The 21,311-nt window shown below is 29.9% G+C and carries 18 protein-coding genes; 12 read left to right on the top strand and 6 right to left on the bottom strand.

Features of this window, described 5'->3' with window-relative positions; all coding sequences use genetic code 11:
• Positions 1-74: 74 nt before the first annotated feature.
• Positions 75-851: an O-methyltransferase gene (locus tag Q0678_RS02310; RefSeq protein WP_299053292.1), complete on the bottom strand. Its 777-nt coding sequence runs from the start codon at positions 849-851 to the stop codon at positions 75-77.
• Positions 852-936: 85 nt separating this feature from the next.
• Between Q0678_RS02310 and Q0678_RS02305 the strand changes: the two genes are divergently transcribed.
• From Q0678_RS02305 to Q0678_RS02295, 3 genes are read left to right on the top strand one after another with little or no spacing between them, the layout of a single operon-like run.
• On the top strand, positions 937-1,737 hold the full coding sequence (locus tag Q0678_RS02305) for a polysaccharide biosynthesis/export family protein (protein ID WP_299053289.1): 801 nt from the start codon (positions 937-939) through the stop codon (positions 1,735-1,737).
• Positions 1,738-1,742: 5 nt separating this feature from the next.
• Positions 1,743-4,199 carry a polysaccharide biosynthesis tyrosine autokinase gene (locus Q0678_RS02300; protein WP_299053285.1) on the top strand — a complete coding sequence of 819 codons (2,457 nt, stop codon included), beginning with the start codon at positions 1,743-1,745 and terminating at the stop codon, positions 4,197-4,199.
• A gap of 53 nt (positions 4,200-4,252) precedes the next feature.
• The gene (locus Q0678_RS02295) at positions 4,253-4,759 is read left to right on the top strand and encodes a DinB family protein (protein WP_299053283.1); all 507 of its coding nucleotides are present in this window, start codon (positions 4,253-4,255) and stop codon (positions 4,757-4,759) included.
• 81 nt (positions 4,760-4,840) lie between these two features.
• Here the strand turns inward: Q0678_RS02295 and fumC are convergent, their stop codons facing one another.
• On the bottom strand, positions 4,841-6,238 hold the full coding sequence (fumC, locus tag Q0678_RS02290) for a class II fumarate hydratase (RefSeq protein WP_299053281.1): 1,398 nt from the start codon (positions 6,236-6,238) through the stop codon (positions 4,841-4,843).
• Between the two features lie 158 nt (positions 6,239-6,396).
• Here fumC and Q0678_RS02285 point away from each other — a divergent pair, with 158 nt between their 5' ends.
• Positions 6,397-6,570, top strand: a complete 174-nt coding sequence (locus Q0678_RS02285) for a hypothetical protein (protein ID WP_299053278.1) — start codon at positions 6,397-6,399, stop codon at positions 6,568-6,570.
• Between the two features lie 161 nt (positions 6,571-6,731).
• Here Q0678_RS02285 and Q0678_RS02280 read toward each other — a convergent pair whose 3' ends face one another.
• The 3 genes from Q0678_RS02280 to prfB all read right to left on the bottom strand — a co-directional run bounded on the left by Q0678_RS02280 (position 6,732) and on the right by prfB (position 10,764).
• The gene (locus Q0678_RS02280) at positions 6,732-9,185 is read right to left on the bottom strand and encodes an outer membrane beta-barrel protein (protein ID WP_299053275.1); all 2,454 of its coding nucleotides are present in this window, start codon (positions 9,183-9,185) and stop codon (positions 6,732-6,734) included.
• Positions 9,186-9,272: 87 nt separating this feature from the next.
• Complete coding sequence (gene arsC, locus Q0678_RS02275) at positions 9,273-9,614, bottom strand: arsenate reductase (glutaredoxin) (RefSeq protein ID WP_299053273.1); 342 nt, start codon at positions 9,612-9,614, stop codon at positions 9,273-9,275.
• Between the two features lie 61 nt (positions 9,615-9,675).
• Complete coding sequence (gene prfB, locus Q0678_RS02270; RefSeq protein WP_299053270.1) at positions 9,676-10,764, bottom strand: peptide chain release factor 2; 1,089 nt, start codon at positions 10,762-10,764, stop codon at positions 9,676-9,678.
• 87 nt (positions 10,765-10,851) lie between these two features.
• Here prfB and Q0678_RS02265 point away from each other — a divergent pair, with 87 nt between their 5' ends.
• The 7 genes from Q0678_RS02265 to Q0678_RS02235 all read left to right on the top strand — a co-directional run bounded on the left by Q0678_RS02265 (position 10,852) and on the right by Q0678_RS02235 (position 17,523).
• On the top strand, positions 10,852-11,889 hold the full coding sequence (locus Q0678_RS02265) for a low specificity L-threonine aldolase (RefSeq protein ID WP_299053267.1): 1,038 nt from the start codon (positions 10,852-10,854) through the stop codon (positions 11,887-11,889).
• A 114-nt stretch (positions 11,890-12,003) separates the two neighbouring features.
• A complete protein-coding gene (locus Q0678_RS02260) occupies positions 12,004-12,906 on the top strand; it encodes a MerR family transcriptional regulator (protein ID WP_299053264.1) in 903 nt (300 codons plus the stop codon).
• 50 nt (positions 12,907-12,956) lie between these two features.
• Positions 12,957-14,420: an NAD(P)/FAD-dependent oxidoreductase gene (locus Q0678_RS02255; protein WP_299053261.1), complete on the top strand. Its 1,464-nt coding sequence runs from the start codon at positions 12,957-12,959 to the stop codon at positions 14,418-14,420.
• A gap of 4 nt (positions 14,421-14,424) precedes the next feature.
• Positions 14,425-15,267, top strand: a complete 843-nt coding sequence (locus tag Q0678_RS02250) for a phytoene/squalene synthase family protein (protein WP_299053258.1) — start codon at positions 14,425-14,427, stop codon at positions 15,265-15,267.
• Position 15,268: 1 nt separating this feature from the next.
• The gene (locus Q0678_RS02245) at positions 15,269-15,712 is read left to right on the top strand and encodes a sterol desaturase family protein (protein WP_299053255.1); all 444 of its coding nucleotides are present in this window, start codon (positions 15,269-15,271) and stop codon (positions 15,710-15,712) included.
• Positions 15,713-15,830: 118 nt separating this feature from the next.
• Entirely contained in the window at positions 15,831-16,865 is a 1,035-nt protein-coding gene (locus tag Q0678_RS02240; RefSeq protein ID WP_299053253.1) for a quinone-dependent dihydroorotate dehydrogenase, read from the top strand.
• Positions 16,866-16,908: 43 nt separating this feature from the next.
• Positions 16,909-17,523, top strand: coding sequence for a LysE family translocator (locus Q0678_RS02235; RefSeq protein ID WP_299053250.1), 615 nt, complete (start codon positions 16,909-16,911; stop codon positions 17,521-17,523).
• A 207-nt stretch (positions 17,524-17,730) separates the two neighbouring features.
• Here Q0678_RS02235 and Q0678_RS02230 read toward each other — a convergent pair whose 3' ends face one another.
• Entirely contained in the window at positions 17,731-19,575 is a 1,845-nt protein-coding gene (locus tag Q0678_RS02230; protein ID WP_299053247.1) for a PLP-dependent transferase, read from the bottom strand.
• A gap of 316 nt (positions 19,576-19,891) precedes the next feature.
• On the opposite strand from Q0678_RS02230, the gene leuC reads away from it, so the two are divergent.
• The gene (gene leuC, locus Q0678_RS02225; protein ID WP_299053245.1) at positions 19,892-21,289 is read left to right on the top strand and encodes a 3-isopropylmalate dehydratase large subunit; all 1,398 of its coding nucleotides are present in this window, start codon (positions 19,892-19,894) and stop codon (positions 21,287-21,289) included.
• Positions 21,290-21,311: the final 22 nt, after the last annotated feature.

The following is a 21,311-nucleotide window of genomic DNA, read 5'->3' as shown; positions in this document are numbered from 1 at the left end:
AAAAGTATCAAAGTTACGAAGTTTGTCACTTATTTTCTTTCTATTTTAGATTTAATTACAATGTTTTAATAGTGTTATGTCCTTATTTTAAAATGTTCTTTTTCTTGCTCATTTCTAAAAAAAACAAGACCAAAATGAAAGACATCTACTGTAACTTTTACTTTCGGATGATTTTTAATTTCTACCCAAGCTTCAGTCATTTCTTTTGTCCAGTAGATATCATCGAAAATCCAAAGAGAATCATTGGTTATTGTCGGTAAACACAAGTTAAAATAGTTTAAAGTATCTGCTTTGGTATGGTTGCCATCAAAATAGATAAAATCAAACTTTTTGTTTTTGATGATATTTTCTAGCGTGGTGTTAAAATGACCATTTACTATTTCAATATTTTTAAAATTATTTTTTAAAAATAATTCTTTTGCAACATTACTCGTTGTTTTACAGCCTTCTAACGTAATTATGTTTGCTTCCTTGTTACCTGTTTTAATTGCAGTCGTTCCTAATCCAACAGAAGTGCCAATTTCTAACACATTTAGAGGTTTAAAATAATTTATTATTTTAATTAATAATTTTCCTTTTGTGTTAGACATGCCTGCCACTTTAGCAATTTTAGAAATAGAACGATAAGGTGATTTAAAAATTTTAGAACCCGAGCCAAAATCTGTGACTTTAATTTTATTTTTATTGTCTAATAATTGTTGCTTTACCTTTTTGAAAAAAATCCATGAACTAGCATTCTTTTTTTTGTAGAAACATTTGGTAACCAAATTGTACACAAAAGGAGAGTGAACACCATGCTGGTTTGTAGATTTTAATAAAAAAGTGATGTAAGAAAGAATTGATTGAATCATATTTAGAATAAAAAACGAAAATAAAATAAAATTATAGCATACCACTTTTAAAAAGTATATTTGTGCTAATTGATGATCAAAAAAAATGAAAAAACACTTTTTAACCCTCTTATTTATACCTTTTCTTTTTTCTTGTGTTCCTGGGAAAGATTTAATTTATCTACAAGGCACGCCTACTCAAAAAAAAGAAATTACCCGAATAAATAATATACCATACAAATTACAAGTAGACGATATTTTAAATATTAATATTAAATCGAGCAACCCCGAAATGGTTTCTATTTTTAATAAACAAACTTTAGAAAATGCTTCTGCTGGTTCATCAAATATAAATGCTACTAGTAGCGGTGAAGGATATTATACAGATTACAGTATTGATGCTTATGGGAATATTAGATTGCCAACTATTGGTAATGTTAATGTTTTAGGGTACACAGTTTTAGAAGTTAGAAGTAAAATTGAGGAAGCGCTTACTGCGTTTATTAAAAATACAGAAAACGTTTTTGTAACTGTAAAATTATCAGGTATAAAATATACGATTATTGGTGAAATAAATCAGCCTGGTCCGAAAGTAATTTTTAGAAATAGAGTTTCAATTATTGATGCAATCGCAAATTCTGGAGACATTACTTTAGTTGGTAATAGAAAAAAAGTAGAAATTATTAGAAACTCTTTATCGGGCACCGAAAAATTTTTAATAGATCTAACTGATATTAATGCTATCAATTCGCCAGTATTTTATATCAAGCCAAATGATATTATCAATATAATTCCTTTAAAGCAAAAGGCGTGGGGTACAGGTACTACTGGTCTTCAGACACTTACAACAATAATCTCTATTTTTACGTTGTTAACCTCTACCTTTATACTTGCTAGAAATTTATAATTTATATGGAAAAGAAAATAAATTCTACACAAAATATTCAGGAAAATATAGATGTTAAAAGCTATTTTTTTAAGCTATTATCTTATTGGAAATTATTTTTAACAACAATAGTTTTGTGCCTAGTTGTTGCCAAATTTATAAATGGTTTTAAACAAAAAAGGTATACTTTAAGTTCTATGATTTCTGTTAAAGAAGAAAATAATCCTTTATTTTCTACTGGAACAAATATTGCATTTAATTGGGGCGGTAGTAGTAATGAGGTAGAGACAATTAAAGTGATATTAGGTTCTAGAACTCATAATGAAAAGGTTGTAAAAAAACTAAAATTCTACATAAGTTACTTAAAAGAAGCAAAATATAGAATGGATGATGTGTATGGTTATACACCTTTTAAAATTGAGCTAAATACTGCTAAACCACAAATATATAATTCTTTAATTAAGGTAGAAATTACGGGTAAAAACAAACTTAAATTATCTTTTGATTTCAATGAGCTTGGGGGTAATAAAACGGTTACTTATAATACTAATGAAATTGTAGATTATATACCAAATACCAACCGTTTTTCTGAAGAAATTACTGTGGGTGAAGCATTTAATTCTCCTTTTTTAAACTTTACAATAACTAAGAATGATATCTTTAATGTTGGTGATGTTTTTTACGTAAAGTTTAATAATTTCGATAGTACAGTGTCTAGCTATAAAAGTGTATCAGTTAATATTTTAGATGGTGCTTCTTCTATTATGAAGCTATCCATGAGTGGCCCTAATAAAAACAGAATTGTTGCTTATTTAAATACAACAATTAAGGTTTTAGAAGATGATAAAAAAGAAGAAAAGATTCTTTATGCTAGAAATACCAAAAAATTTATAGATGAATTATTTGTTAAAGAAAAAGATAGTTTAAAGAGAATTGAAAAAGAGCTGGGTGCTTATAAATCAGTTAATAATATTTTTGATTTATCTACAGAAGGATCTCAGGTTTTTACCGAAATTATCGATTTAGAAAAAGAGAAAAAAGAATTATTAGAGTTTAATGATTATTTAAATAATTTAAAAAAATATATTGTTTCACACAATCAGTACACAGAAGGCATACCTATGCCTGCACTCATTAAAATTCAAGATGCTAAAATAGCTCAAGAAATAGCTATTTTAATACAAAAATCTACTCTAAAAGAGCAGTTAAGAAGAACTGTTACTGATAATTATCCGCAGTTAATAGAGTTAAATAATCAGATTAGTGTAGCAAAGAATAATCTATTAGAAAATATAGCTAATTTAAGATCGATAAATTTAAGTAAGATTTCTAGTTTAAATAAAACTCTTTCAAAGTCAAATTCTAAACTAAAAAAATTACCTGCTAGAGAGCAAGGTCTATTAAAATATCAAAGAAATTTTGAAATTTCTGAAACAAATTATAATTATTTAAAACAGAAAAGTTATGAAGCTGGTACTGCAATTGCAGCTAATGTTTCTGATATTAAAATTATAGATGAAGCAAAAGACTTGGGTGAAGGTCCTAATTACCCAAAACCTCAATTTAATTATTTAATTGGTTTGATGTTAGGTATTATCTTACCACTTTTTTATATCATTATTAAAGAAGTATTAGATAATAAAATTCATTCAGCAGAAGAAATTCAGAATAATTACTCTATTCCTGTTTTAGGTGTTGTAGGTAAAAATTTAAGAAAAAGTAATTTAGTTGTTTTTGAGAGCCCTAAATCTTCTATATCAGAATCTTTTAGAGCATTAAGATCTAATATACAATTTTTATTTAAAGATGCTAGTTCATCAAACTCTAAAACAATATTATTAACTTCTTCTGTAAGTGGAGAAGGTAAAACAATGATTTCTATTAACATGGCATCTGCTTTTGCTTTAAGTGGAAAGAAAACCGTTTTAATTGGTTTAGATTTGAGAAAACCAAAGATTTATGATGATTTTGGTTTGAATAACGATATTGGTGTTGTAAATCATTTAATTCATCAAAAGTCTTTAGAAGAAGTTATACTTAAAACAGAAGTACCAAATTTAGATGTTATTTTGTCTGGGCCAATTCCGCCAAACCCTTCTGAACTTCTTTTAAGTGATACTACAGATGCAATGATTAAAAGTTTACAAGAAAAGTATGATTATGTAATTATTGATACACCGCCTGTAGGTTTGGTTTCTGATGCTTTAGAGCTTTTTAAGTATGGTGATGCAATTATGTATGTAATTCGTCAAAACTATTCAGAAAAAGGAATGATGAAAATGATAGATGAAAAGTATAGAAATAAAGAAGTTTCTAATATTAGTTATGTTTTAAATGATTTTACTGTTCAAAATAAATATGGTTATGGCTATGGTTATGGATACGGTTATGGTTACGGAAAATATGGAAATGGTTATCATGAAAATGAAGAGTCAAATTCTGTTTTTTCTAAAGTATTAAGATTTTTAAAACTAAAAAAATAATTTAAAGCATCGTTAATTCGATGCTTTTTTCATATAAACATATTTATTATCATATGATTCCTAAAGAAGAATACCACGAATATTTTGAAAAATACATTCAACTTGTCAATTCTGATACATCGATTTTAGATAATTTAGAAAATTCACAAAAAAGTTTTGATACTTTATTACAAAGCGTGCCTCAAGAAAAACACAATTATGCTTATGCAGATGGTAAATGGACGTTGAAAGAACTGATTCAGCACATCATAGATACAGAACGTGTTTTTACCTACAGAGCTTTGTGTTTTGGAAGAAATGATACTACATCTTTACCAGGTTTTGATCAAGATGTTTTTGTTGCAAACGACAATGCAAACGAAAGAGATTATAGGCATTTAATTGAAGAAATGCAGGTGTTAAGACAATCTACAATTCACTTATTTAAAAGTTTTTCTGAAGATGCATTGCTTAGAGTAGGTATTGCGTCAGAAAATAAAATCTCTGTAAGAGCTTTAGGGTATTTGTTTTCTGGGCATCAAATACATCATTTAAATATTGTGAAAGAAAGGTATTTGTAGTTAAAAACAACAATTTGTTTTAAGTAAAATATGCTAAAAAAAAAGCTGCAAATTAATTTGCAGCTTTTTTAGTTTTTAAAATTATTTAAGACTTCCTGTCATTTCCTCAGGTTTAACCCATTCGTCATATTCTTGTTCTGTAACATACCCTAAACGAACTGCTTCTGTTTTTAAAGTAGTTCCGTTTTCGTGAGCTGTATTTGCAATTTCTGCTGCTTTATAATACCCGATTTTGGTGTTTAAAGCGGTAACTAACATTAAAGAATTGTTTAATAATTCTTTAATTCTTGTATGATTTGGTTCTATTCCTGAAGCACAATTTTCTTCAAAAGAAGCACAAGCATCACCAATTAACTGAGCCGATTGTAAAACATTAGCAGCCATCATTGGTTTAAAAACGTTTAGCTCATAATGTCCTTGAGTTCCTCCGATTGTTACTGCAACATCGTTCCCCATTACTTGTGCACAAACCATTGTTATTGCTTCTGCTTGTGTTGGGTTTACTTTTCCTGGCATAATAGAAGAACCTGGTTCATTTGCAGGAATTATAATTTCTCCAATACCAGATCTTGGTCCAGAGGCCATCATTCTAATATCATTGGCAATCTTATTTAAAGATACAGCAATTTGTTTTAAAGCTCCATGAGTTTCTACCAAAGCATCGTGTGCAGCCAAAGCTTCAAATTTATTTTCTGCAGTAATAAAAGGCATTTCTGTAAATTTAGCAATGTATTTTGCTACTAAAACATCATAACCAGCTGGTGTATTTAATCCGGTTCCTACCGCAGTTCCGCCTAAGGCTAATTGAGATAAGTGCTCTAAAGTATTGTTTAAAGCTTTTAAACCAAAGTTTAATTGTGCAACGTACCCAGAAAATTCTTGACCTAAAGTAAGTGGAGTAGCATCCATTAAATGCGTTCTACCTATTTTTACTACATCTTTAAATGCCTCAGATTTTGCTTGTAAAGTATCTCTTAGTTGAGTAACACCAGGAATGGTTGTTTCTATGATTTTTTTGTAGGCTGCAATGTGCATACCTGTAGGAAAAGTATCGTTAGATGATTGCGATTTATTAACATCATCATTTGGTTGAATTGTTTTTTCTCCTTCACCAATTACCTTGCCTGCGATTTCATGCGCTCTGTTTGCAATTACTTCGTTCACATTCATGTTCGATTGAGTACCAGAGCCTGTTTGCCAAATTACTAGCGGAAATTGGTCGTCTAATTTTCCAGCTAATATTTCATCACAAACTTGTGCAATTAAGTCTCTTTTTTCTGATGATAATACACCAAGATCGCAATTTGTGTATGCTGCAGCCTTTTTAAGGTATGCAAAACCATAAACAATTTCTAAAGGCATAGATCCTGCTGCACCAATTTTAAAGTTATTTCGAGAACGTTCTGTTTGTGCACCCCAATATTTATCTGCGGGTACTTCTACATTACCCATTGTATCTTTTTCGATTCTATATTTCATAATTCGTAAGGTATATTTAAGATTACAAATTTACGAAAATCAAACCAAAATAATTAGGATGAATTTGTTTTAAATAGCTACGAAAAAAAATAAATTTTGATAGTGAAATTTGAAAATATATCTTATTTTTGCATTAATTATTATTTAAAACAATAAAAATGTTAGATTTTTCTCAATTCTCAGGTTTAGTTTTATTCATGTTTATTTTTACAGCTGGTTTTTGGTTGTTGATATTTTTATTAACTTTTGTAGTACCTTATTGGATTGGTGGTACAATTTGGGAGAATTTAAAATTAAAGAAAGAAGCAAGACAAGCTGCTGAAGGAAAGTAGTTTTCTTAGTACATATATTAAAAAACTCGTAACGCTAAATGCGTTACGAGTTTTTTATTTTTAAATTTATTAGCCAGTTGCGTTAAGGATTGCAGTGGAAATCCTTTTTTTTTTTTCTTAAAAAAGATTGCAACGTAAAGCCTGTTAAAACGCCCAAAGAATTATCCTTCGTATTCTTCTGCGCCACCATTTTCTCTACCACCTCTTTGTTTTTGTTTCTTTTGGTTGAAACGATACACAAAGCTTACTCTTATTTGGCGTTCTCTCCATTGAAACTCACTGTATTGCTCAGAAAACCCAGGAATTATTGTAGTGCTTTCTCTTCTTCGTCCATTAAAAAGATCGCTTACATTTAAGCTTACAGAGGCTTTTTCGTCAAACAAATCTTTGCTGGCTGAAAGATCCATTGTAAAAATACCATTTGTTTCTGATTGTGCGTTTTGAGAAGCACCTCTGTAATTAGAGTTAATTTGTACATCCGTTTTACCTGGTAACGTAATTTTTTGATTTAATCGAACTGAGAAAGCGGTGTTATTAAAGTCGAAATTTTGGGTAACATTTGTTGTTGGGTTAGTGTAATCGCCTTCGGTAGTTACTTTAAATAGGTTAAAATCGCTGTTAATATTCCAAATTTTAAGAGGCCTGTAGTTTAAGGTAAACTCAAAACCAATTCTTTCTTCAGTAGATAAGTTAATGGGAAACCTTTTAGTAATTGGGTCTCCATTGTCTGTAACATCACCAGTGTCTTCTTGTATTCTTTCCCAGCTATCATTACTTATGTTATAGTACAAAGAAGTACTTAAAGTAAATTTATCCCATCTTTTTAGGTATCCAAAGTCTAACGCATCTGTAAAAACAGGATTTAAATCTACATTACCGGTGTAAATATTTGCTTCACTTGATCTGCTTGGAAACGGATTTAAGCTTCTTCCTCTTGGTCTTCTAATTCTTCTATTGTACCCTAGCGTAATGTTTTCACCATCTTTAATTTCATAGCCTACATTTAAAGTTGGAAATAAATTGTTGTAATTTTTTTCTTCTGGTAAGTTAGAATTTTCTTGATCTATTTCTACTGAAGTTAGCTCGTAACGCAAACCAACTAAAAGAGAAAGGTTGTTAAATTTTTGACCGTATTGAAAATAAGCTGCGTTTACAAATTCTTTGTAATTAAAGTTATTATCTAAAAGCACTTCTGTTGGAATGTTGTTTTTAAAGTCTGTTTGTTCTAAAAAGAAACTGTTAGAAATATCTCTATAATTACCTCTATAACCCGCTTCAAACTGAATGTTTTCTCCTACAGGATGTGCATAGTCTACTTGAAGTAAAGCCCTGTCTTCATTCTGGTTTTCGATAACTTTTTCTATCTCGTCTGTAAAATTTATTTGTGTATTTACTTCTGGTATATCGTTTAAAATATCTTCTACTTCTGTAGAGTATTGTATGTTTACGGACAATCTTTTTCCACTATCATTAAAGGTGTTTACGTAATCTAATGTGTACTGAATTCTTTCTTCGTCTTCACTTTCGTTTTCAGTTCTTAACGATGCTTCATTGATGTTTCCGTTAGAGTTAAAACGTTCGATACTATTTGTGTTAACATCATCATCATTACCGCCATTAAAAATAATATTTCCAATGATGCTAGCGTTTTTAGTAAGGTAATACTCTGCACCAAAGCTTGTAAAAATAGATCTGCCTAACCTGTCGAAATTTCTTTTTTCTACAACTCTTGCATTTTGTGCAGTTGCCAATAAGTAATTTGTGTCATAAAAAGAGTTTCCGGGTGTTTCATTGTATCTAAAACCTGTATTTGTAAATAAATTCCATTTTTTTGTTCTCCAATTTGCATTAAATGCACTTCCTACTCTTGCAGGATATCCTAAATCTAATTGCAGAGAACCATTGAACCCCGTTAACTTATTTTTTCTTAAAATGATGTTTAAAATACCAGCGGTACCTTCTGCATCATACCTTGCAGATGGAGAGGTAATGATTTCTACTTTTTCAATGGCTTCTGCAGGTATTTGTCTTAATGCTTCTGCACCGTTAAGACCTACTAAAGCACTAGGTCTGCCATCTATTAAGATAGTAACATTTTCGTTTCCTCTTAAACTTACTGCGCCTTCTACATCTACTTGAACAGAGGGTACATTACCAAGTACATCACTTGCATTACCACCTCTAATAGACATGTCTTTACCAATGTTGTATATTTTTTTATCTAAGCGAATGTCTACCGTAGATTTTTCTGCAATAACAACAACTTCATCTAAACTATTTGCAGCTTCCTTTAATTCTATGACTCCTAAATCTAGGTTAGAATTTATTTCTGTTAATGGGTATTTTTTTGATTCAAAAGAAATAAACTCAACACTAATTAAATATTTTCCAGCAGAACTTTTAATGCTAAAAAAACCATTTTCATCAGTTATACCTCCAGAAATTTGAGCAGTTTTATTGTTCTTGAAAATTAAAGTAGCATATTCTAGGGGTTGCTTTGTAATTGCGTCTACAACTTTACCTTTTATTATGTATGGGTCTTTTGAGTTTTTTTGGGCTTGTGTATAGGTTGTTGTTAGTAGTAGCAGTAAAAAAAGAACAGTTTTGTTCATCATAAAGCATTAAGTTTTTTTTACAAAGTTCTTGTTTATGCTTCTTATATATTGTTAATTTTAAGTTAAACTAAAATGTAACGTAAAGTTTTATAAGATTGATAAAATAGTTTCAGAAGGTCTACCAATAACTGCTTGGTTATTACTAATAACAATTGGTCTTTCTATCAGCTTTGGGTTTTCTAACATTGCCTTAATAATTTCTATATCAGTCAATTCTTGACCTTTATATTTTTCTTTCCAAATTTTTTCTGATTTTCTAACCAGTTGAATAGGAGAGATGTTTAAAAGACTTATAATATTTGTTAGTTCTTTTTCTGTAGGTAAGTTTTCTAAATATTTAACAACTTCAAATTCTTTTCCAGAATTTTCAAGTATAGTTAGGCCTTCTCTAGATTTTCTACAACGAGGATTGTGGTAAATTTTTATCATTTTTTTGAATTTTTATATTAAAATGAATACAAAAGTTTGAATTAGTTTTTTTGAATGAGCATTATTTTTGTCCGTTTAACATTAAATAAGCCTTTAAAAACGGATTTAAATCGCCATTCATTACATTGTCTACATTACCAGTTTCGTGGGCAGTTCTTACATCTTTTACCAATTTATAAGGATGCATTACATAGTTTCTTATCTGGCTTCCCCATTCTGTTTTTAGTTTTCCAGACTCTATTTCGTCTCTAGTGGCTTGTTGTTTCTGTAGTTCAATTTCGTATAATTGAGATTTAAGCATTTTTAAAGCCGTAGCTCTATTGTCATGCTGAGAACGAGAGTTAGAGCAAGAAATTTGAATGCCTGTTGGTTTGTGTGTTAATTGAACTTTAGTTTCTACTTTGTTAACGTTTTGCCCACCAGCACCACTAGATCTTGCAGTTACAATTTCTATATCTGCTGGGTTTATTTCTATTTCAATAGAATCATCTGCAACAGGAAAAACATATACAGAACCAAAAGTAGTGTGTCTTTTTGCATTAGAATCAAAAGGAGAAATACGCACCAATCTATGAACACCGTTTTCACCTTTTAACCATCCAAAAGCATAATCGCCTTCTATTTCTATGGTAATTGTTTTAATTCCTGCAACATCACCTGCTTGATAATTGAGCGTTTTTAATTTATAACCTTGCTTTTCTGCCCACATGGTGTACATTCTAGAAAGCATTTCTACCCAATCGCAACTTTCTGTTCCGCCTGCACCAGCATTAATTTGTATGGTTGCAGATAGCGCATCACCTTCTTCAGAAAGCATATTTTTAAATTCTAAATCTTCTAAAAAAGTAAGTGTTTTTTCAAATTGAGAAGTTATTTCTTCTTCCGCTACGTCGCCTTCTTTAAAAAAATCATACAAAACCAATAAATCATCATTTAGAGCAATTGTTTTTGTATAATCTTCTACCCATTTTTTTTTGAAACGCAACTCTTTCATCACAACTTCAGCAGCTTTCGGGTCGTTCCAAAAATTTGGATTTGCAGTTTTTTCTTCTTCGTTGCTAATTTCAATCAGTTTTTTATCGATTTCTAAATAGTCTTTTAGTTTATCAATTCTCTCTGAAATACTTTTAAGCTGGTCTTGTGTTATCATAGAATTACAAAAATAAATTATTTTTTTTCAATTCTACTTTTAAATAACAATTGTTATGTATAGATTTATAAAATATATTTACAAAAGATGATAATAGACCTAATTTCTGATACCGTAACAAAACCAACTCCCAAAATGTTGGAAGCCATGCTAAATGCTAAAGTTGGGGATGATGTTTTTCAAATGGATCCGACAGTAAATGAGTTGCAAGAAAAAGCAGCAAAAATGTTTGATATGGAAGCCGCGTTGTTTTTTCCTTCAGGAACTATGGCAAATCAAACAGCGATAAAGTTACATACAAACCCCGGAGATTTGGTAATTGCAGACAAATATGCTCATATTTACAACTACGAAAGTGGCGGAGTTGCTTTTAACTCTGGTGTTACCTGTAAATTAATTGATGGAGATAGAGGTATGTTTACTGCAAATCAAATAGAAGAAATAGCTGCAGTAACGCCTCAAATATATTTGCCTTTTACTAAAATGATTTGTGTAGAAAATACCACAAATAAGGGTGGTGGCGCTTGTTGGGATTTTAACGAATTAGAAAAAATTAAAAAAATTGCAGAAAAGAATAATTTAGCTTTTCATTTAGACGGTGCACGTTTGTTTAACGCACTTGTAGCCAAAAATGAAACACCAAAACAATACGGAAAATTATTTGACACCATTTCTATTTGTTTGTCTAAAGGTTTGGGCGCGCCAATAGGTTCTATTTTACTAGGCTCTAAAGCACATATTGATAAAGCATTAAGAATTAGAAAATTATTAGGTGGTGGTATGCGGCAAGTTGGTTTTTTGGCTGCAGCAGGTATTTATGCATTAGACAATCATATAGATAGGTTAGCAGATGACCATAAAAGAGCCAGAGAAATAGGAAAAGTATTAAAGAATGTTTCTTATGTTAAAAAAGTAGAAAATATTGAAACGAATATTGTTATTTTTTATGTTGATGAAAAACTAGGAGCAACTACTTTTATAGAACAAATGAAGCAGAAAAACATACTATTAACACCAATGGGAGAGGGTAAAATAAGAATTGTAACACATTTAGATTATACAGAAGTATTGCATCAAATTCTTTTAAAGGAATTAAAAGATTTTAAGATCAATAAATCAAAATAGTTTGTTTTCATTTTGTTTATCAATACTAATTATGAATTAATTAGACATTATTACCTAAATGTGTTTATGCTTTAGATTTTTTTACTAAATTTGTTTAACTAAAATTAATATAAATTGAACAATTTTAAACAAGTTTTTACAATTAAAGATCTCGAAAATGTTTCAGGTATCAAGGCACATACTATTCGAATCTGGGAAAAAAGATACAATCTTTTAGAGCCACAAAGAACAGAAACAAATATTAGATTTTATACTGATGAAAATTTAAGAAAGCTTTTAAATATTGTTTTATTAAATAATAATAATTTTAAGATTTCTAAAATTGCTAAAATGACAGATGAGGAAATCATCTTGCATTGTAGAGAAATTACAATTAACGAAGCAGTAAATAGTGATGCCGTAAATGCTTTAAAATTAGCAATGTTTCAGTTTGATATAGTGCTTTTTAACGATACTTACAGTAAATTATTACAAAATAATACTTTTAGAGAGGTATTTAAAAACGTATTTATTCCGTTGCTTAATCAGATTGGTTTGTTGTGGCAAACAGATACTTTAATGCCTGCTCATGAGCATTTTATCTCTAGCTTAATTGCTCAGAAAATTCATATTAATACAGAGAAATTACAGTTTTCTGCAAGTAACCCTTCAAAAACTTACGTTTTATTTTTACCTGAAAAAGAAATTCATGAGTTAGGTTTACTATATTTGAACTACGAATTAGTTTTAAGAGGAAGTCACACGATCTATTTAGGACAAAACTTACCCTTAGATAATTTAGATTTCTTTTATAAAAATAGTAAAGAAATTGTATTTGTAACTGCTTTAACAGTAATGCCCCATGATGATAAAACCCCCGATTATTTCACAAAATTAGATGATATTTTAAAAGATACACCTCACCAATTACTTGCAATTGGTAAAAAAACAGAATTGGTAAAAGATTTTAAGTTTACATCTAATATTAAATTATACACTTCATTTTCTACTTTATTGGCTAGTTTACCGGTTTCATAGAAAATTAAAGTTGTTTAGTGTTATTTTATATTTATCAAACAATAGTACACATGAAAAAAAATATTTATATAATTGGTGCTGGTTTCTCTGCATTATCTGCTTCATGCTATTTGGCAAAAGCTGGTTTTGAAGTAACAGTATTAGAAAAAAATGATACTCTGGGGGGTAGAGCAAGACAATTTAAAAAAGACGGTTTTACGTTTGATTTAGGTCCGTCTTGGTATTGGATGCCAGATGTTTTTGAGAAGTTTTTTGCCGACTTTGGTAAAAAACCTTCAGACTATTATACTTTAGACAAATTAAGTCCAGGTTACGAAGTTTATTTTGGTGAAAACTCTTCTTTAAAAGTGTCAGATAAATTAGAAGAAATTTATAAAATGTTTGAATCTGAAGAAAAAGGAAGTGCAAAACATTTAAAAACGTTTATTGATTCAGCAAAGGTAAACTATGACATTGCAGTAAATGAGATGGTTTACAAACCCGGAATTTCTCCTTTAGAATTAGTAACTACTAAAACGGCGGTTAGAGTTGGTCAATTTTTTTCTACGATTAGAAAGCAGGTTAGAAAAAACATTAAAAGTCTTAAATTAATTAAAATATTAGAATTTCCGGTACTCTTTTTAGGAGCTAAACCAAGCAATACCCCTGCATTTTATAACTTTATGAATTATGCAGATTTTGGACTTGGTACTTGGCATCCTCGTGGCGGAATGTACAAAGTTATAGAAGGAATGGTTTCTTTGGCAGAAAGTTTAGGTGTAAACTTTAAAACAAATGCAACTGTAGACAAAATATTGGTTGATGATAAAAATAACGTAAAAGGAATTTCTGTGAACGGAGAGGAGTTGCCTACAAACTTAATTTTAAGTGGTGCAGATTATCATCATACAGAAACGTTACTTGACGAAAAATACAGACAATATTCAGAAAAATACTGGGATAAAAAGATATTTGCGCCTTCATCTTTGTTGTTTTATGTAGGTTTTGATAAGAAGATAGAAAATGTAAGTCATCATACTTTATTTTTTGATACTGATTTTGATGCTCATGCAAAAGAAATTTACGATACTCCAAAATGGCCAACAGATCCGTTATTTTATGCTAACTTTACTTCTGTAACAGATGTAACATCTGCACCAGAAGGCAAAGAAGCTGGTTTTTTTCTAATTCCTTTAGCACCTGGAATTGAAGATACAGAAGCTTTAAGAGAAGATTATTTTAATAAAATTATGGATCGATTTGAGCAATTAACAAATCAAAAAGTAAAAGAGCATGTGCTTTTTAAGAAAGCATTTTGTGTCAATGATTTTAAAGAAGAGTACAATTCTTATAAGGGCAATGCTTATGGTATGGCAAACACTCTTTTACAAACTGCTTTTTTAAGACCAAAAATTAAAAGTAATAATGTAAATAATTTGTATTTTACAGGCCAGTTAACAGTGCCTGGTCCTGGTGTTCCTCCTGCATTAATTTCTGGTAAAATAGCGTCAGAATTAATTGTAAAAAATCAATAATAATATGAAAGAATTATTCGATAGTGTCTCTAATAATTGTAGTAAGTTAGTAACTAAGAGTTACAGTACTTCTTTTTCTTTAGCGGTAAAAATGTTATCGCCAAAGATTAGAACAGACATTTATAATATATATGGCTTTGTCCGATTTGCAGATGAAATAGTAGATACTTTTCATGATTATGACAAAGAATTACTGATGAATAATTTTGAAAAAGATTATTATCAAGCCAAAGAGCAAGGTATAAGTTTAAATCCTATTTTAAATTCTTTTCAGCAGACTATTCATAGATATCATATTCCTGATGAAATGGTGCAAGCTTTTTTAAAGAGTATGAAAGCAGATTTACATCAAACAGAATATGATACCAAAGAAGCTTATGATGCCTATATTTATGGTTCTGCAGATGTAGTGGGTTTAATGTGTTTAAAGGTTTTTGTGAATGGTAATGATGCCATGTACAACGAATTAAAAGATGCTGCAATGCGTTTAGGATCAGCTTTTCAAAAGGTGAATTTTTTACGAGACTTAAAGGATGATTACGAGCTTTTAAATCGTTCTTATTTTCCTAATATTGATTTAGGGAAACTAGATGCAACATCTAAACAATTAATTATAGATGAAATTGAGGCAGATTTTGAATATGCTTATACCAACGGGATTTTAAAACTACCTGTAGAAGCTAAATTTGGCGTATACATGGCTTACAGGTATTATAGAAGGTTGTTAAAAAAGTTGAAATCTGTTCCTTCAGAAAAAATTATGGATACAAGAATTCGAATTTCTAACCCAATGAAAATAAATTTATTGGCTAGAAGTTATGTAAAATATAAATTAAATATTATTTAAGATGTTAGGGTTAATTACTTTGGGTGTTTTTATATTAATGGAAGGTGTTACTTGGTGTACACACAAATTTGTAATGCATGGTTTTGGTTGGTATTTACATGAAGATCATCATCAACCTAAATACAACGGATTCGAAAAAAATGATGCTTTTTTTATTGTTTTTGCTATTCCTAGTATTGCCTTATTTTATTTTGGTACCTATACAGAACATACTTATCTATTTTTTATAGGTTTGGGTATTTTATGTTACGGATTGGCTTATTTTTTAGTTCATGATGTATTAATTCATCAACGTTTTAAGTGGTTTAAAAATACCAATAATGGTTATTTAAGAGGTTTAAGAAAAGCGCATAAAATTCATCATAAAAATATGGGTAAAGAAGATAGCGAATGTTTTGGTATGCTATTTGTACCTTTTAAATATTTTAAAAAGCCTAAAATTTAGGCTTTTTAGATAGATTTTATTTTTGTTATTATAAATTTTACCATTCATTTCTTTTCAAGGTTTAATATACTTAATTTTGCAAGGTAGTTTTTAGACGTCTACAATTAACTTGCAACCTATGTATAAACTTATCGTAAGGCCTATTTTCTTTTTATTTGATCCAGAAAAAATACATTATTTTACTTTTTCATTAATAAAGACACTTTGTAAAATACCTTTTTTGCCAAGTATTTTTAAGAAATTATATGTTTTAGAAGATAAAAAGTTAGAAAGAAAATTATTTGGACTCACTTTTAAAAATCCTGTTGGTTTAGCAGCTGGTTTTGATAAAAATGCAGTTTTATTCAATGAATTAACAAACTTCGGATTTGGTTTTATTGAAATAGGAACCGTAACACCGAAAGGACAAATTGGTAATCCTAAAAAAAGATTATTTCGGTTAAAAGACGATCAAGGGATTATTAACAGAATGGGCTTTAATAATGATGGGGTAGAAGCGGTAATTCAGAATTTAAAAAAGAATAAAACTCAGCTTATTATTGGAGGTAATATTGGTAAAAATACCACTACAAACCCTGATAATTACACAGAAGATTATTGCAAAGTTTTTAAAGAATTACATCCGTATGTAGATTATTTTGTATTAAACGTAAGTTGCCCAAATGTTGGTAGTCATGCAAAATTAAACGATAAAGATTATTTGGTAGAACTTATCAATGCGTGTAAAAGTTTAAACTTAAAAGAAGCAATACAAAAACCAATTTTATTAAAAATTGCACCCGATTTAAATACCATTCAATTAGATGAAATTATCGAATTAGTTAATGAAACTAAAATAGATGGTGTAATTGCTTCTAATACTTCTACAAATAGAGATAATTTAGTTGCAAGTAAACAGCAATTATCCGCTATTGGTAATGGTGGTGTTAGCGGACAGCCAGTTAAAGAAAAAAGTACAGCAGTTATTAAATACTTGGCAGATGCATCTCATAAATCTTTTCCAATAATTGGTGTTGGTGGTATTCATTCTAAAGAAGATGCTTTAGAAAAACTAAATGCAGGTGCAGATCTTGTTCAAATTTACACAGGTTTTATATATGAAGGTCCTGGTTTGGTAAAGAAAATTAATAAAGCTATTTTAGAAGAATTATAATTTTATTCTAAAATATATTTTCTATTCTTTCTATTAAAAATTTATGTTACAGACGCTAATATCATTTGCTTTTGCAACCTTTTTTTTAGCAATTTCTCCTGGTCCAGATAATATTTTTGTGCTTACACAAAGTATTGCTAATGGTAAAAAAGCAGGTTTGTTAACAGTTTTCGGACTCATGTCTGGTTGTCTTATTCATACAACACTTATTGCTTTTGGTGTATCTGTGATTATTAAAGAGAACGAAAATATTTTTATTTTCATAAAAATTTTAGGGGCAAGTTACTTACTTTATTTAGCTTTTAAAGTATATAAAAGTGATGCTAAATTAGTGCTGTCTAATCAAATAGTTAAAAAAACAACTAGTATTCAGCTATTTAAGAAAGGCTTTATTATGAATGTCTTAAATCCGAAAGTTACGTTGTTCTTTTTAGCATTGTTTCCACAATTTTTGTTTTCTTCTAGCATACCAACTTCTGTTCAGTTTTATGTCTTAGGATTTATTTTTATACTCGTTTCTTTTATCGTGTTTACTAGCATATCTCTTTTAGCAGCGAGAGTTTCTACATTTATAAGAGAAAAACCTTCTATAGGGTTGTATTTAAAATGGACACAGATAATTGTTTTTACTGCAATAGCTTTTATGATTCTATTATAAACAACATATTTATAACGTTTGATATAGCATTGATATAATTAAACAATGATTGCAATCGCTTTGTATTGCTTCTTTTGAATAAATACAAAAAGTTTATTGTTCTTGTTTGATTTTTTTCAAAAACACTTTATCGATGGCTGGCTAATATTTTATTTTAAATTATTAGTTTACGTGAAAGGTTTTATTTTTAAGCTTTCATTTTCTAGATTATAAACCTTTTACAAATTCTAAAAACACCTCTTTGTGAAGATTAAGATCCATGTTTGCCGAAAGAGCAACACGTGCAATATAATCTTTATCGCCCTCTTTTGTAGTTCCTTGTGTAGATGTAGCAGGGATGGTCCAGTAACATCCATTTAACTGACCGTAGCTTACACAATACTTACTTTCATGAGGTATTTTATCAATCATTAAGTTGATTAGCGTATTGTTTAAGCGACGTTTATAAGCTTCTTTTTCGGCATTTGTATTACCTTTTGTTGGTAAATCTAAAGAGAAAACAGAAGGTGTAAACCCTTGTGCAGCCAATTCATCTGAAACAAAATTAATTTTTGCCGTAGGTAAATTTTCTTTTATAAATGTTACAAAACTACGAGTGTTTTTATACGCTTCAATTATTCTATTGTTCATAGAAGGTAGTTGCTTTGCAAGTATTTGATATTGTAATTCCGTGGCTTCATTATCACATATTTGAAGGTGATTTTCTATTGTTGGCATGTAATAATTTGCCTTCTTATTGGCAATGCAATATCCGGCTGTACATATACCACCACTCGGAAATTTAGAACCACTTGCATAAGAAATTATTTTAATTGGCGCTAAAATATCGTGGTCTCTTAAAAAGTGAACATTTGGGCAAAATGTTTGGTCTAAAATAAAAACAGGAGCAATTGCATCTGTATTTTGTACTGTTTTACGCTTTTCAGCTAATACCTCCTTAAGTGCCATTAAGTTAGGAACTTCTACTCTAGGATTTGTAGGTATTTCTGCAATAATAAACGGAATTGCATCTTCTTTTGCAATTTCTGATAAAACAATATCTATACTTTTAACCATGTTATTTTTGCCATCAACAGCAAGATCAACAACACTAACATTATTAACACAAGCGGCAATTCTTCTAGCTTGATCGTTGGTGCCACCGTAACAATTTGTAGGCACTACTATTTTAATTTTTTTATCAGGATAATTTTTAATTGCATCATCAATTAAACCCATCACAATTGCGAACTGTATAGACAATCCGCTAGAGCCAACTAGCACAGAGGTGTCTGAGCTTGTTATTTTTTGTATCTCTTTTGTTACGTTTGCTTTATCTGTGTTTAGAGTGTTAGTATCTAATTCTATAACACTGCTATTTATTAAAGATTGCAATGCTATATGGGTGTTTATCGGTGTCATAGCAATAGTTTCTCTTCTTCTTACGTGTTGTATTTCAGAGATGTAATCACTTTTTTTAGAGCTGTTTGCAATTAAAATACTTCCCAAAGTTGCATAGGATGTAATATAGAAATTAATATTATTATCAGTTTTAATATTTGCTAGATTTAAACTTTCAGAAATAAAAAGGGTAGTTCCGTTAAACGGTGTTATTTCATCAGTATTCTCAATCGCTACAACTTCAAATTGATAACCGTAAATGTTTTTTATTTTATCAAACTCAAATAGGGGGATCGTATTTTTTAAATAATATATTTTAGTATTTTTTTGTTGTAATAAATTAGCTCTTAAAATGGCTAAAATTGGCATTGTCTTAGAAGAAAAACAGATAATATTTTCGGGATCTAGTTGTTGTGTTTTTGCAATTGTCCATTCAAGTAAACAAGATAAAGGGTGTCCTAAACGGATGTAATCATATGCGGTAGGTAGTTCTTGTAATACTTCTTTGGATGTATTTTCGTTTTTAAATAAAGTTTCTAATTCAGTTAAAAATTCTGTCTTCGCCAATTTTTCATTATAAATATCTAACCGATGTGTAGTAGTTTCTAACCAACCAGTTGGCATGTTATTTAAAATGTTTTTAGTAAAATTTAGAACCGTATTATTTTTCATTATTTTAAACTTTTTAGAGCTTGTAAAGGTACATTAATTCGTTTTTTATTAAAAGTTTTCTTTCTTACAAATACTGATATTATTGCAAACGAAATTGCTACTTATAAAACTATCTTAAATCTATTCGCATTCTTTTTTTTAGAATAAAAAATAATAGACATCGTATTTTTATTAAGTTTAAGTGTTTGTAAATTAATGTTTTATGTATTTCTTTATTCTTTGGGTATAATTCGTGACTAGCTATTTTTTGGATAAAAACAGAAGATTACTGTATTTTTGATACTTGATGATTATCTAAATAATTAAAAAATAGAAAATGGCAAATACATTATTTGACAAAGTTTGGGATTCACATGTAGTACGTCAGGTTAAAGACGGACCAGATGTGTTTTTTATTGATAGACACTTTATACATGAAGTTACCAGTCCCGTTGCCTTTTTAGGCCTAGAAAGTAGAGGGAATAGCGTTGTGTATCCAGCAAAAACTTTTGCAACTGCAGATCATAACACACCAACTATAAATCAGCATTTACCAGTAGAAGACGCATTGTCTGCAAATCAGTTAGATGCCTTAGAAAAAAATGCAGCCAAGCATGGTATTTCTCATTGGGGTTTAGGTGATAAAAATAACGGAATTGTGCATGTTGTAGGTCCAGAAAACGGAATAACATTGCCAGGTGCTACTATTGTTTGTGGAGATTCTCATACATCTACACATGGTGCTTTTGGTGCCATTGCGTTTGGTATTGGTACATCAGAAGTAGAAATGGTGTTGTCTACACAATGTATTATGCAGCCAAAACCAAAATCGATGCGTATAAACGTAAACGGTAAATTAGGTTTGGGTGTTACTCCAAAAGATGTTGCTTTGTACATTATTGCTAAACAAACAACCTCTGGCGCAACCGGATATTTTGTAGAATATGCAGGTGATGTTTTTAGAGACATGTCTATGGAAGGTAGGATGACTGTTTGTAATTTATCCATAGAAATGGGTGCAAGAGGAGGAATGATTGCTCCTGATAGTAAAACATTCGATTATATTAAAGGAAGATCTCAAACTCCGAAAGGAGCAGAATGGGACAAGGCCATGAAATATTGGGAAACACTATATACAGAAGAAAATGCTGTTTTTGATGCTGAATTTAATTATGATGCTGCAGATATAGAACCAATGATTACTTATGGTACAAACCCAGGTATGGGAATTGGTGTAACAAAATCTATTCCGCTTGCACAAAATGTAGAAGGTGGTGTAGAAACGTATAAAAAATCTCTTGGGTATATGTCTTTTAACGAAGGTGATACCATGATTGGTAAAGAAATAGACTTTGTGTTTTTAGGATCTTGTACCAATGGTAGAATAGAAGATTTTAGAGCTTTTTCATCAATTGTAAAAGGACGTAAAAAAGCAGATAATGTAACTGCTTGGTTGGTACCAGGATCTCATAAAGTAGTAGATCAAATTAAAGAAGAAGGCTTAGATAAAATTATTACAGACGCAGGTTTTGTTTTAAGAGAACCAGGTTGTTCTGCATGTTTGGCTATGAATGATGATAAAATTCCGTCAGGAAAATTATCAGTTTCTACTTCTAATAGAAATTTTGAAGGTAGACAAGGTCCAGGTTCTAGAACCTTATTAGCAAGTCCGTTAGTAGCTGCAGCATCTGCAGTGCAAGGCGTAGTTACAGACCCTAGAACATTATTAGTATAAAAGTTAAAAAGTACAAAAGTTG

Origin of the sequence: uncultured Polaribacter sp. (assembly GCF_947497125.1) — a bacterium.
In the GTDB taxonomy this organism is placed as follows: domain Bacteria; phylum Bacteroidota; class Bacteroidia; order Flavobacteriales; family Flavobacteriaceae; genus Polaribacter.
This window is presented reverse-complemented; position numbering and strand designations above follow the sequence as displayed.

What these genes read in the sequence shown, in the direction of transcription:
- fumC (WP_299053281.1), bottom strand. Translation starts at nt 6,238, where the DNA reads ATGAAATATAGAATCGAAAAAGATACAATGGGTAATGTAGAAGTACCC.
- Q0678_RS02245 (WP_299053255.1), top strand. Translation starts at nt 15,269, where the DNA reads ATGTTAGGGTTAATTACTTTGGGTGTTTTTATATTAATGGAAGGTGTT.
- Q0678_RS02265 (WP_299053267.1), top strand. Translation starts at nt 10,852, where the DNA reads ATGATAATAGACCTAATTTCTGATACCGTAACAAAACCAACTCCCAAA.
- Q0678_RS02230 (WP_299053247.1), bottom strand. Translation starts at nt 19,575, where the DNA reads ATGAAAAATAATACGGTTCTAAATTTTACTAAAAACATTTTAAATAAC.
- Q0678_RS02235 (WP_299053250.1), top strand. Translation starts at nt 16,909, where the DNA reads ATGTTACAGACGCTAATATCATTTGCTTTTGCAACCTTTTTTTTAGCA.
- Q0678_RS02305 (WP_299053289.1), top strand. Translation starts at nt 937, where the DNA reads ATGAAAAAACACTTTTTAACCCTCTTATTTATACCTTTTCTTTTTTCT.
- arsC (WP_299053273.1), bottom strand. Translation starts at nt 9,614, where the DNA reads ATGATAAAAATTTACCACAATCCTCGTTGTAGAAAATCTAGAGAAGGC.
- Q0678_RS02250 (WP_299053258.1), top strand. Translation starts at nt 14,425, where the DNA reads ATGAAAGAATTATTCGATAGTGTCTCTAATAATTGTAGTAAGTTAGTA.
- Q0678_RS02285 (WP_299053278.1), top strand. Translation starts at nt 6,397, where the DNA reads ATGTTAGATTTTTCTCAATTCTCAGGTTTAGTTTTATTCATGTTTATT.
- Q0678_RS02310 (WP_299053292.1), bottom strand. Translation starts at nt 851, where the DNA reads ATGATTCAATCAATTCTTTCTTACATCACTTTTTTATTAAAATCTACA.
- prfB (WP_299053270.1), bottom strand. Translation starts at nt 10,764, where the DNA reads ATGATAACACAAGACCAGCTTAAAAGTATTTCAGAGAGAATTGATAAA.
- Q0678_RS02280 (WP_299053275.1), bottom strand. Translation starts at nt 9,185, where the DNA reads ATGATGAACAAAACTGTTCTTTTTTTACTGCTACTACTAACAACAACC.
- Q0678_RS02240 (WP_299053253.1), top strand. Translation starts at nt 15,831, where the DNA reads ATGTATAAACTTATCGTAAGGCCTATTTTCTTTTTATTTGATCCAGAA.
- Q0678_RS02295 (WP_299053283.1), top strand. Translation starts at nt 4,253, where the DNA reads ATGATTCCTAAAGAAGAATACCACGAATATTTTGAAAAATACATTCAA.
- leuC (WP_299053245.1), top strand. Translation starts at nt 19,892, where the DNA reads ATGGCAAATACATTATTTGACAAAGTTTGGGATTCACATGTAGTACGT.
- Q0678_RS02300 (WP_299053285.1), top strand. Translation starts at nt 1,743, where the DNA reads ATGGAAAAGAAAATAAATTCTACACAAAATATTCAGGAAAATATAGAT.
- Q0678_RS02255 (WP_299053261.1), top strand. Translation starts at nt 12,957, where the DNA reads ATGAAAAAAAATATTTATATAATTGGTGCTGGTTTCTCTGCATTATCT.